Consider the following 11,995-nt stretch of genomic DNA (forward strand, 5'->3'; position numbering starts at 1 on the left):
TTAAAAAGTTGCGTTTAGATTTAAAGTAACACTGCGGGCAAAAGGATAATTCAGACCTCTTTCCCTTTGAATGTTCGATAATTTAAACTGGAAAATATTGGAAGTAGATAATGCAAAACCAAAGGCTTGTAAACCCAGTTTCTTTCTGATATATGATTTCACACCTTTGGAATACTGATCCAGTATATCATAATTGAATGTGATATTGCTTACATTCAATGCATTTTCCTTTTGCAGAAACCTGGAAGACATACCTGTACTTAAATTAGTAATCCCCAGAAAGGATGCATCATCACCGGGATTTTTCCAGCGTACATACAGCGCTCTTTTATCCTGATTGTTCTCCATTCCGGCTGCAGAAATATTTTCCACCTTATTGTACAAAGCATCATTAAACTTCATCTCACTGATTATATACTGAGAATAAACGGCTATGGTAAACTTCTTATACCTGAGCCTTACATTGAAGTTCCCTTGTGTAACGGGTCTGCTGCTTCCTACTACAACTTCATTATTTTTGTCGAACAGAAAGGTTGATTTCCCGTTCTTATCGAGAAATACTTCAAAACCTCTTGTTTGCCCAACGCCCAGTGAACGAACAGCCCAAACATCATCAGGACTGGAGCCATCATAGTAGCGTTGCATATACCCATTATTACGTGCAGAGTCATTGAACTTACTGAGCACATCACCCAGCGCGCTATATCTGCTTTTGTAATACACAGGTGAGTTAAAACTTAAATTCAAAGTCCAGTTACGGGTATTTATCACACGCGCATCAATTGTCACTTCAAATCCTACGGTTGTTATTTTTCCTATGTTCTTCGGAATTCCATCTGTTATTCCCAGAGAAGGAGGTACCGGAATCGCCATGATCAGCGGATCGGTTAAGTTGCGGTAACCGGAAAGGGTTGTAGACAAAATATTGTTGAAGAATTTTCCGGAAAGGTTATACGACAGATTGTAAGTCTTGGTCCAGTTAAGATTTGGATTACCAATTCCTTTGAGGGTAGTTGATTCACCAAAGAAAACCGGGGTATTATTCAGAATATAAGTGGTACGGGATCCAAAGCTTCCGGCATTCTGATTTCCGGTGAGCCCGAGATTTGCAGTCAGGTATAATTGATCTACCCATTTCGAATGCTTCAGAAAATTCTCCTTACCTAAGTTCCAGCCAATTCCGGCTGCATAAAACGATTTATAAGGATTATCTACACCAAAGCTGGAGGCTCCCGACATATTATAGGAAAGATCGAGGTTATATTTCATGTCGTATGAATAGTTCACACTTCCGATCAATTCCATTGAAGTTTTTTTCAGTGTTGAGCCACCAGGACGCGCATCCGGCTGAAAGGAATTGGCCAGGTAGATCAACGGTTCAGAAGTGGCAGAGAATCCTACAGCAGTTAACCCTAGCCTATTGTCTGTTGTTTGGGAGAATCCACTTCGGATATTGGCATTCAGAATATGTTTTGTAGCGAAAACTTTATTATAGGTTATTGTAAAATTCCCATTATATGCCTCTGTTCCGCTTTTGTTATAATTGTAAGACCCTTTTAAGTTGGCCTCTGTATTATCAAACTGAGTATTTAATGGAGAAATGAAATAATCCGTCTCCCCGGTTGTCTTATTATATTGGAAGTTTCCGGATAGTCTCAGAAATGGGAATATATCCCAATTAGCCATTATGTTGTTGGTAATACTAAGTCCGGAAACTGTGTTTTTACTTGGCAGTGTAGCGTTATAAAGCGGATTCTGATAACGGAAACTGTTGGGTACAGTAGAACCACTTGTTGGATCGTAGTAACTGACATCATGTGACTCCAGATATCTGTCTTTACTATTGATTACATAGTAAGAAGGAACATTTACATAATCCGCAAAAGAACCATATGGACTACCGTTTTGTTTATTCCCGGCAATTGTCAGGTTATTAGCTACATTAATCTTTCCTGTACGGTATTGCAGATTCAGATAACCTGATGTATTTGAGTTATCAGAACCTCTCATTACCCCAGTAGTAGAATTCCGTGAAATTCCGGCGATATAGGTAAAATAGATATCTCCACCGGTAACGGATAAATTATGATTTAAAACTCCGCTGTTCTGAAGAGGCACATTCATCCAGTCAGAATTCACACCTTGCAATACGGCGTTTTTCCTGAATGCATATTTTATACCGGGCAACACCTGGTTCGTTGAGCTTACTGCAAAAGGTCCCGGAGCATTTGTACCTTGTGAGGCAAGTTCCTGGAATTTTAGTAGCTCCTGCGCGCTCATCATATTGTATCCTGATAAATCGGGCATAGTTAACGTTCCTGTTCCTGAATAGCTAACCATCAGTTTACCAGGAGCTGGTCTTAAGGTTTGAATGACAACTACTCCGTTTGCTGATCTGGAACCATATAAGGCAGTAGAAGCAGCATCTTTTAATAGAGTAATACTTGCGATCCTGTTGATATCCAGATTGACGATGGTATTAAGACTTGCTTCAAAACCATCCAAAATGAAGAGGGGTTGATTTGGATCGGCTTCATATTGCATTTTCAGTTGCTGACTGTATTTCTGTGGAGTTGGCGGAGGGGCAGTTCTGCTACCTCTTAACTCCACTTTTGGAGCCTGATTTGGATCGGAACCCAGATTGTTATCCCGAATTACCTTAAAGGAGGGATCGAGTAAACTAAGTGCTTCCAAAACATTTGTACGGCTGGCAGTTCTTATATCCTTACCTGAATAGCTTTTGGTTAACCCGGTAAATGTTTCTTTATTACGATCAAACATACCGGTACTAACCGTCACCTCATCGAGTTGTTTTTTTTCGTTTTGCAGGGAGAATATAAAATCGACAGTCGATTTTTTTAATATTCTTCCTTTTTCCAGGCGTATAACATCACCATTGGCAGTACTCGATAATAATGGAATGGGTACCGATAATACACCATATCCAAGGGAGGAGATAATAATGGTGGCATTATCATCGATATTCCGTAACGTAAACGTTCCGGATGCATCTGTGGTAGTTCCCCGGTTTATACCTTTTAATCTGACAGAGGCACCTTCCAGCGCTTTTCCATCCATATCGCGCACTGTACCGCTTATGGAAGTAATAGAAGTAGCTGCCTGTAAAGGATTTTTAGAAGAACCATCAGGAGTTTTCCGGGAAATAATGATGGTTTTATCCTGAATAACATACTCTAAAGGTTGGTCTTTTAAAGCGATATCCAGCAACTTTCGCAACGGTAAATTATTCACAGTAAGAGAAACTGTCTGCGCTCCGTCAAGCGCTCCTTTGTTGGTTAGAAATACATAACCTGTTTGCTTTTCAATAGCAGAGAATACCTGTTTTAATGTCAACCCCTTACCTGAAATGGAGACATTTTGAGCAATGCTGGCAATAGGAATACACAGGCAGGCAGCGAAAATAATAAATGAGAGGGCACTCTTAACCCTCAGGATTCGTGTTGGCAGCCGGAACATGCGGACCGCGGGGCGGGATCTACGACCAGGTTGATCAGAATAAATCACCTGCGAAGAAGATAAAGCATGAAAGAACTGACGACAAATAGCCGTTTTTAGCATAGCTTTGCGCTTAGTTTTGGTTGTTAATAAAAGTGGTTGCCTAGACCTTTTTTTAGGACCAATTAGAACTATTCGCCGGAAACGTATCGACTCGTTTCCGGTTTTTGTTTTGAGAATAGACGTGATTTAAATTACAGTTTTGGATTACAGTTGATTAAGAATGTTTTTTATGTCTTTTAATGAAATCTCTACTAATTCCGGTTATGTATAAACAAAATGTTCCCTTACCGTAGCCGTAAATATGCTACGAGTCATTGCTGCTGTTCCGTAAAATTTGTGATTGTTTACTCGTTGTTAAGGCATAATAAATAGCTTTCTACCTTCCAATCTATAGTGTACTCCAAGTTTTTGTAACACCATCAATAACCCATCCAATGATACTCCTCTTGTCATTTTCCCTTCAAACTCACGTACTGGTATTCCGTTTTCATAAACTACTTCTATATCATACCAACGCTCAACCTGTCGCATAATTTCAGCAAGCGTTGATCCTTCAAAATAGAACAATCCATTTTTCCATGCCATTACTTTGTCGATATCCGGATTGCTTACTACGTAAACACTTTCAGCTACCTGTGCCTGTTGGCCTGGCCGGATTACTATACCATTCACACGCACACTTCCTTCCAATAAAGTAGTTTTGATTATTTCTTCATTCCTATAGGCATTCACATTGAAATGTGTACCCAGTACTTCTATTTCGACTCTGTTATTGACAATGACCCTAAAAGGCTGCTTTTCATTTTTCGTTACTTCAAAATATGCTTCTCCGTTTACCTCCACTTTCCGCTCAGCTCCTGTAAATATAGTAGGATAGCGGATCGAGCTGGCCGAATTAAGCCAAACCTGTGTGCCATCCGGGAGTGTAATCCGGAACTCTCTTCCTTTCGGAGTAGTCATGGTATTATAAACCATTTCACCGGAAACATTTCCGACCTGATCATAAGTAAGCTCTCCATTTTTCAATGCCACCTGTGCACCATTCTGAGAAGCTACAATACCGTTTCCCAGGCTGTCTAACACCACCTTACTACCATCTGCCAGCATCAGAATAGCACCATTTTTTCCCGGTGTTATCTCTGTTTTCAGTGCAACAGGAGCTATATTCCTGTTAGCAGTCAGGAAGTAAGCCCCCAGGCCAATACAGAATATAACAGCTGCAGCTGCGGCCCATCCCCATTTGCGCAGGAAGTGATTTACTTTTGGTACTTCTTCCTTTATCGCCGGGCGATCTACCTGCAGTACTCTTTCAAATAAAGGCCACAACTTTTCATCGAATGAATCCAATACAGGTGCTTCTTCCAGCAGTGTGGCGGCCACCTCCTGGTAAAGCTCCTTATTTTCTTCCTTGATCACCTCATTAAAAAAAGTTTGCAACTCCGCTTCGTTCAGCGAATTGTTGGCATATCCTTTAATAAGGTAAATGATTTCTTCTTTTTCCATTATTAATGAAAATTAAGTGTTCCTTCAGTATATAAGAGACAGGTAAATAGCAAGGTGTAATGTCGAAAAGGCAAATTATTTTAAAAAAATTAACCAGCCAATGAAAGTAATCTTTCCAGTGCGTAATAAATGAGTCCTTATCAAAGCAAGAATAATACTAATGGTATTTCTTACGTGGCCACGGGAAAGATGAAGTCTGGACGCTATCTGCTCCGAATTCAGCCCATCTTCCCGGCTTAGCTGGTAAATCTGTTTTTGCTGTGGAGTAAGCGTATTTATTACACCTTGGATAATAGATTGCATCTCCTTGAAACTCAGATGATCATCTACTCTTGAATCTGAACTAAGATCATCTGAATGAAATGCAATATCTCCTCCGGAGCGGGAGTAATAGGTTTTCCAACGTGTCAGATGTTTAAAACACTGATGGGTAGTAACTTTCTTCAGCCAGGGAATTAAATTATCTACTGTTGCCAACTTATCTCTATATACCCATATCTGAATAAAAACATCCTGAAGAACTTCATGACAACCTGTTTCGTCTTTGACAAGACTACGTATCCAATGCTGTATTAGCGGGCTTTTTTCTTTAAAAAACCGGGCAAAAATCTGCTCATCCCCTTCAGCTATACGCTGAAGCAGTTCCTTCTCATTATGTTTTTCACTAGTTGACAACTTATCTGATAATTACGAGACTGGTTGCAAACTATACAAAAAAATCTATGGATTATAACAAACACATAATTAATTTACTATCAGTTCCATAAAATCGCAGCTTCTCAAAAAGTCATCATCTTCCCCATTCCAGCATTTCCAAAACAATTTAATTATTCAAACAAATGGTTGCTTCAATTAATGATTTCCCTTACCAATAACTAAAATCCCCGGAGTTTAAGCTCCGGGGATTTAATTAATTTATTAATCTTATTACTTCGTTCAGAATAACTAAATTTAAAGGCTTCAGGATTACGCCATCACTTTTTTCTGAACAGGTTTTGCCTGCTTAGTTGTTACATACGATACCATTTTAGGAATCATAAATGCTAAACTAATACCTATATTAAATGCTGCTGTAAAATTCTGTGCTTCTGTTTTAACATTTCCGTTAGCATCCTTACCATTTACATCATCATCAAAATGTCCTTCACGGTCGGTAATCCCTGACATAAAAATAAACGGAGCATCACACAACAGTCTGATAACGCCATGAGTAGTTTCTACTGATCCTACCGGCAGTTTATTACCAGTATTGGCCAAAGCCTGTAGTCCACTTTGATCAGAAGTCTGATAATCGGCATAATTTGTAATATTTACAACGCTGAGACCTATATAATCTTTATCAGACATTATCTCAATATTAGGAGATGGATGCAGATAAGGTTTCAGCAAGCGCGAGGCAATTGAATTAGCTGTTGCACTATCCAGCAACTTGAAGAAATCAGGTGATATAGAAGAAGGAAGTACTTTTTCAAAGTCTTTGGGATCATCCCAAACGCTTTGGGGATTTGTACCATTAGGATGAAAATTATGAATAAAAATGTTGCTACCCATTACTACACAACCATTATTATTACCACCATCGAGGCCCAGTGCTGCCGTACCAAGTGCAACTACCAGATCTGGTGGCTCCTGTCTGTAATTAAGCACCTTAGGCAAACATTCGTGTTTCCCTTGTGAACTACTTGGATTCCACTGGCTGTCCATTATATCCTGAATACACCAGAGCTCTACAGTTACCTGCGGAAAGTTATCCCAAATTGCGCGTGGCTGTGGAGAACCCTGCAAGAAGGTCCATGGATAATTCAAATGAGTTGGATTAGGTAATTCACTTGGCCTCATTCTGGTGTTTAACAAGGCATTCAGGATAGGTTCTACTTCCCATGACTTGTTACCAATTAATAAGATACGTTTCATTGTAGTGATTTTGAGGTTTATAAATAAAAAATACTTAAAAGCAGAGCTAAAAACCCAGTGTTATAAAAACTAATATTGATTATATTATTCGCTGTAAAAAATTGCAGTTGAGATAACAGTAAATAAGAAAAAAAGTTGGATTCTCACATAGTCATTGGAGTTAGTATACTACAAGCTCTTCATTTTGTAGCACTTAAACAACTTTCCTTTCCCCTTGTTATGAACATTACTCATTATAGCCCATGGCATTTTTCTAAAAAAGGGAAAAAATTACAAACAGACGGGAAATAACTACATAACCTACCCCCTCTTTTAGCCGCACCTTTGTATTGTTAACACAACACAAAAAACTTTAAACCTTAAACAAAATGGAAAATCAAACAAACTCAAAAGCAGTAAAAAACATAGTATTAGTACATGGTGCATTCGCTGATGGCTCTGGTTACAGAGGTGTATATGAAGCACTTACCAAACAAGGATTTCAGGTTACAGTAGTACAAAATCCTTTAAACTCCCTTGCGGATGATGTAAAAGCAACACATCTGGCTTTAGACAACCAGGACGGTCCGGTTATCCTTGCTGGTCACTCATGGGGTGGTGCAGTAATCACTGAGGCAGGAACTCATCCTAAGGTAGCCGGATTAGTATATATCGCTGCTTTCCAACCAGATAATGGAGAAACTGCATTACAATGGTTTCAGACCGCTCCTCCGGCTCCCGAAAATGGAGTTCTGCCTCCAGACGATAAAGGCATCGTCTATTACGACAAAGATAAATATCATGCTGGCTTTTGCGGCGACCTTAGTAAAGAAGATGCAGCATTCATGTATGCTTCCCAAGGTGCTTTTTTTGGCGAATGTTTTGTAACCCCTATCTCCAATGCAGCCTGGAGAAGTAAACCAACCTTTGGAATTATCGCAACAGAAGATAAAAGTATCAACCCCGACATTCAGAGAGCCATGTATAAACATTCCAACACCAAGGTTATAGAAGTAAAGGGAAGTCACGCCGTTTATGTTTCTCAGCCACAGAAAGTAGCCGAGTTCATAGCTGCAGCAGCTACTGAAGTAGGTAGTAAATAGTTTCGATTTTCTATTTTTTCTGAACCCCCATTTGCCCGTTGGTAAATGGGGGTTCTCATTTTTAGTATTATAAACTTTGGGCTTAGTATCTTCTTTTGTATTTTTAGTATCATTAATCCTTCAATTTATAATAACCTCATTCGACTTATAATGAAACTCAAATTAAGTGACAGTAATACAGGCGGAGAAATTTTGCTTTTTAAGGATGAAGAAGGTTTTGACAGGTTATTTTATTCACGAGACAAATTCAATAAATACTTTACCATTGCATGGAACCCCGGAGATACACAAACTGTAATGATAGACGGCGAAGAACACGACTTTCCGGCCAACTCATTATTAACCCTTTTATTTAATCAGTCTTTTAGTTTCGAAAACTCCGAAACTATTATTGCCTGGCAATTTAACAGAGAGTTTTATTGCATTATTGATCACGATAGTGAAGTGAGTTGTGTAGGCTTCCTCTTTAGTAGTACAGAACATTTATTTGTAAATCTGACTGAAGCAGCACAACAAAAACTGCAACTATTATCAGATGTTTTCATAGTAGAATTTAATACTTCCGATCATATTCAGAACGAAATGCTATTAGTACTATTAAAACGTCTTATTATTTATGTAACACAGCTGGCAAAGTTAGGATATGCCCCAACTAAAAAGATGCAGGATGAAAGGTTTCATATCGTCAGAAAATTCAACCTATTGGTAGAAGCAAATTTTAAAACAGAACATTCTGTAAATTTTTATGCCCAACAGTTATGCAGATCCCCGAAAACATTATCCAATCTATTTGCCCTATATAATCAGAAAACTCCATCTCAGATTATCCAGGAAAGGATTACAGTGGAAGCAAAACGTCTGCTGTGCTATACAGACAGATCTATAAAGCATATTACCTTTGAATTAGGTTTTGAAGATGTCGCTTACTTTTCTAACTTCTTCAAAAAAAACACGGGCTCTGCCCCTTCAGACTACAGAAATAAGATGGGTCTACCTAAAGAAGGGAAATAATTACAAGAAACCGGGAATTTAGTAAATCTTCTGCACGTGCTTTGTATCGCATCTTTGTATTGTTGATTCAAACAAAAACTTCAACAACTAAAAAGATGATAAAGCAAATATTAAGTACTCTGAAAAATGCAATTTTAGCATTAACAATAGCTTCTTCAGCCGTAGTAAGTACCAACGCACAAGCAGTAAAAAATGTAGTGTTAGTGCATGGCGCTTTTGCCGATGGCTCAGGTTATAAAGGCGTTTACGAAGCATTAACCAAACATGGCTATCATGTTACTGTTGTACAAAATCCTTTAACTTCATTGGAAGATGATGTAACAGCTACAAAAGTGGCACTGGATGCGCAGGATGGGCCTACTATCCTTGCTGGTCACTCATGGGGCGGTGCAGTAATTACACAAGCCGGAAATCATCCTAAAGTTGCTGGCCTCGTGTATATCGCTGCCTTCCAACCAGATAATGGGGAAACAGCTCTGCAATGGTTTATGACTGCTCCTCCGGCTCCGGAAAATGGTGTACTACCAGCTGATGACAAAGGAATTGTTTATTACGACAAAGCTAAATACCACGCCGGTTTTTGTGGCGATCTAAGCAAGGAGGAAGCTGCATTTATGTATGCTTCACAAGGGGAATTCTATGGTAAATGTTTTGTAACTCCAATTACAGATGCTGCCTGGAGAAAAAAACCAACATATGGCATAGTTGCCACAGAGGATAAAAGTATCAATCCCCAGATCCAGAGGGCAATGTACAAACGATCCAATACAAAAGTTACTGAAATTAAGGGGAGTCATGCTGTCTATGTTTCTCAACCACAAAAAGTAGCTGCTGTTATTATGCAGGCTGCAAATGAAGTCTCAAACAAGTAATTTTTCCACATAAAAAAGAAAGAAGATTCCCGGAAGTTATTCCTGTGAATCTTCTTTCTTTTTATATTGATTTCTATTCTATTGTTTAATTAGCTTATGCGTAATCGAGAAGCTGCCTTCAGTGATCTTAATATAATACACTCCCGCCGGATAGTTAGAGATATCATACGTCAGGATACTCCCCGATTCTACCTGTTGCTTTAAGATATGTCCGCTTAAATCAATTAAAGATACTCTTGCCTGTTTTAAAGCTTTGGTAAATGTTATCTGAAATATACCCGTAGTTGGATTAGGGTAAATTGCATTCACCTGAACAATAGCATCTGCATTCAATTCTTTCATCACTGCTGCCGTCGCAGTATCCCTACCTACTCTGGCGTTATTGCAGACATACATTCTTTGAGTACGGTTACCGGCTGCATCATAAGTATAAACAAGCCCACAGGTATTGGGTGGCAAGGATTGCGCACAAACTTTTGCAAGTGGGAAGATTGCTAATATTAAAAGGAACAATAAGTTCTTCATGTTAAATGTTTTAAACTTAAAAAGTAAGTTCACCTGTCCGCATGTCTACACGGGTGGCAATTGGTTGTTGTCCTGCTGTCGCCTTTACCTGTTTATAAGTAATTGAATGCTTTCTATCGAATGGATTTGAATCGCCAGGCCAGCCGTAGCTGGCAATTCTTTCCCAATAAACTGCCTGATTTTTACGTATAGAAGGCTCCTGGTAGCGCGATAATACAAATCCATCTCCTGCTTTCTCAATTGGAATCAGTAAGCCGTTTTCATATTTATACAATTCATTTCTTCCGAAACAAACACCCCAGATATTGGTATGTTGTACAGGAATACTATCTTCTCCCATTGAGAAAACTTTCACATAACCACTGCTTCGGGAAGTATCAGGGGTAGCCCATAATGTACCTTTTACAGAAGGGTTGTTTCTGGTAAATTCTGAAAAGGATGAATACACGCCTGCCTGGATTTTTGAATCAAGAAGGATAGCCATAGTCGGGCGTTCACGCGCCATTATATTTACAGTATCTTCAGAATAAGCATTACTAACAGATAACCGTGAATCAGGATTAATAATGTGGCCGGTTGAAAGATTATAAAGTTCATCTAATACATTAGTCACGCAGGTGGCATAGCTTTTATCTGTCAGAGGAGCGGCTAACACAGTATCTACCTGTAAAAGCTGGTGATACTGCTTAATACCAGCGGAGCTAAATACCTCTGCCCGTAAGCGGGTGAAGGCAACCCGGGCATCAAGATCCGTGGTAATAGATAGATCCCTGATTACCCACAGGAGGCGCTTACCGCCGGGTGAAAAACTGCTTCCATATCTACTTTCCACCAGGGTATCCAACCACCTGTTGTTTTTACCTGCAGTTATCAACTTAAATGCTTCGTTCCCTGATTCTGCAGGAATATATCCTAATGTCAGGGTATCTGGTATTGCTACAAATAATCGGATAGCTGCAACAGTTCCTGTAGCAGGAATAGAGACCTTACCCGTTGGGACTTTTACTGGTTTCTCAAACATACGGGTTTGGGCATTTAGCGCCAACCCACTTACCAGGAAAAGAGATAATATTAAATATTTTATAGTGTTCATTAATATTTCAGATTTAGTTTGATTAAGGATAAACCAGCGTCCAGTCGTGACTATTCAGGTACTCAATTGTTACGTCAAATCGCTTTAAGACCAGTTCAGTATGTACACGAAATGAATCACAGCCATCTGCACCATTTACCTTTCGATACAGTTCGTAATACTTCTTTGCAGAATCGGCATCATAAACAAAGTACATTAGGGTTTTAGATGGTATCTCATTCAATACAGTAACCATAGGTCTGCGCCAGATATCTACCCAGGTTACACCGGAGGAGATAAATCTTATTCCGTTTGCTACTTCACAGGTCGACAACTGATAATGTATACTGTCTGGATAATCCGGAGAATATGTTGTTACTATGGTTCTTCCGGAGTTATTTCGAATTTTTATATTTTGATGAGGCTCTCTTCTGCAACCTATTATGATTGCAAAAAGCAGCAACAATAAAATACAATTCGAGATATTCTTCAGCATA

At 39.1% G+C, this 11,995-nt stretch carries 10 protein-coding genes; 3 read left to right on the plus strand and 7 right to left on the minus strand.

Features of this window, described 5'->3' with window-relative positions:
- The 4 genes from DVR12_RS26545 to DVR12_RS26560 form a co-directional block, all read right to left on the minus strand.
- Positions 1 to 3,579, minus strand: a complete 3,579-nt coding sequence (locus DVR12_RS26545; protein WP_116978847.1) for a SusC/RagA family TonB-linked outer membrane protein — start codon at positions 3,577 to 3,579, stop codon at positions 1 to 3.
- 294 nt (positions 3,580 to 3,873) lie between these two features.
- A complete protein-coding gene (locus tag DVR12_RS26550; protein WP_116978848.1) occupies positions 3,874 to 5,022 on the minus strand; it encodes a FecR family protein in 1,149 nt (382 codons plus the stop codon).
- Positions 5,023 to 5,097: 75 nt separating this feature from the next.
- Positions 5,098 to 5,697, minus strand: coding sequence for an RNA polymerase sigma factor (locus tag DVR12_RS26555; RefSeq protein ID WP_116978849.1), 600 nt, complete (start codon positions 5,695 to 5,697; stop codon positions 5,098 to 5,100).
- Between the two features lie 291 nt (positions 5,698 to 5,988).
- Positions 5,989 to 6,936 carry a hypothetical protein gene (locus tag DVR12_RS26560; RefSeq protein ID WP_116978850.1) on the minus strand — a complete coding sequence of 316 codons (948 nt, stop codon included), beginning with the start codon at positions 6,934 to 6,936 and terminating at the stop codon, positions 5,989 to 5,991.
- A gap of 368 nt (positions 6,937 to 7,304) precedes the next feature.
- On the opposite strand from DVR12_RS26560, the gene DVR12_RS26565 reads away from it, so the two are divergent.
- The 3 genes from DVR12_RS26565 (at position 7,305) to DVR12_RS26575 (ending at position 9,901) form a co-directional block, all read left to right on the plus strand.
- Complete coding sequence (locus DVR12_RS26565; protein WP_116978851.1) at positions 7,305 to 8,018, plus strand: alpha/beta hydrolase; 714 nt, start codon at positions 7,305 to 7,307, stop codon at positions 8,016 to 8,018.
- Positions 8,019 to 8,168: 150 nt separating this feature from the next.
- Complete coding sequence (locus tag DVR12_RS26570) at positions 8,169 to 9,029, plus strand: helix-turn-helix domain-containing protein (RefSeq protein ID WP_116978852.1); 861 nt, start codon at positions 8,169 to 8,171, stop codon at positions 9,027 to 9,029.
- A 95-nt stretch (positions 9,030 to 9,124) separates the two neighbouring features.
- Positions 9,125 to 9,901, plus strand: a complete 777-nt coding sequence (locus tag DVR12_RS26575; protein WP_116978853.1) for an alpha/beta hydrolase — start codon at positions 9,125 to 9,127, stop codon at positions 9,899 to 9,901.
- Positions 9,902 to 9,979: 78 nt separating this feature from the next.
- Here the strand turns inward: DVR12_RS26575 and DVR12_RS26580 are convergent, their stop codons facing one another.
- The 3 genes from DVR12_RS26580 to DVR12_RS26590 are packed head-to-tail and all read right to left on the minus strand — an operon-like array spanning position 9,980 to position 11,994.
- On the minus strand, positions 9,980 to 10,426 hold the full coding sequence (locus DVR12_RS26580; protein ID WP_116978854.1) for a T9SS type A sorting domain-containing protein: 447 nt from the start codon (positions 10,424 to 10,426) through the stop codon (positions 9,980 to 9,982).
- Positions 10,427 to 10,442: 16 nt separating this feature from the next.
- Complete coding sequence (locus tag DVR12_RS26585; RefSeq protein ID WP_116978855.1) at positions 10,443 to 11,519, minus strand: hypothetical protein; 1,077 nt, start codon at positions 11,517 to 11,519, stop codon at positions 10,443 to 10,445.
- A 22-nt stretch (positions 11,520 to 11,541) separates the two neighbouring features.
- Positions 11,542 to 11,994 (minus strand): hypothetical protein, encoded by a 453-nt coding sequence (locus DVR12_RS26590; protein WP_116978856.1) that lies wholly within the window; start codon positions 11,992 to 11,994, stop codon positions 11,542 to 11,544.
- Position 11,995 lies beyond the last annotated feature (1 nt).

Origin of the sequence: Chitinophaga silvatica (genome assembly GCF_003419895.1) — a bacterium.
Taxonomy (GTDB): Bacteria; Bacteroidota; Bacteroidia; order Chitinophagales; family Chitinophagaceae; genus Chitinophaga; species Chitinophaga silvatica.

Coding starts and splice junctions, on each gene's coding strand:
- DVR12_RS26545 (WP_116978847.1), bottom strand. CDS start 3,579: ATGCTAAAAACGGCTATTTGTCGTCAGTTCTTTCATGCTTTATCTTCT.
- DVR12_RS26550 (WP_116978848.1), bottom strand. CDS start 5,022: ATGGAAAAAGAAGAAATCATTTACCTTATTAAAGGATATGCCAACAAT.
- DVR12_RS26560 (WP_116978850.1), bottom strand. CDS start 6,936: ATGAAACGTATCTTATTAATTGGTAACAAGTCATGGGAAGTAGAACCT.
- DVR12_RS26565 (WP_116978851.1), top strand. CDS start 7,305: ATGGAAAATCAAACAAACTCAAAAGCAGTAAAAAACATAGTATTAGTA.
- DVR12_RS26570 (WP_116978852.1), top strand. CDS start 8,169: ATGAAACTCAAATTAAGTGACAGTAATACAGGCGGAGAAATTTTGCTT.
- DVR12_RS26575 (WP_116978853.1), top strand. CDS start 9,125: ATGATAAAGCAAATATTAAGTACTCTGAAAAATGCAATTTTAGCATTA.
- DVR12_RS26580 (WP_116978854.1), bottom strand. CDS start 10,426: ATGAAGAACTTATTGTTCCTTTTAATATTAGCAATCTTCCCACTTGCA.
- DVR12_RS26585 (WP_116978855.1), bottom strand. CDS start 11,519: ATGAACACTATAAAATATTTAATATTATCTCTTTTCCTGGTAAGTGGG.
- DVR12_RS26590 (WP_116978856.1), bottom strand. CDS start 11,994: ATGCTGAAGAATATCTCGAATTGTATTTTATTGTTGCTGCTTTTTGCA.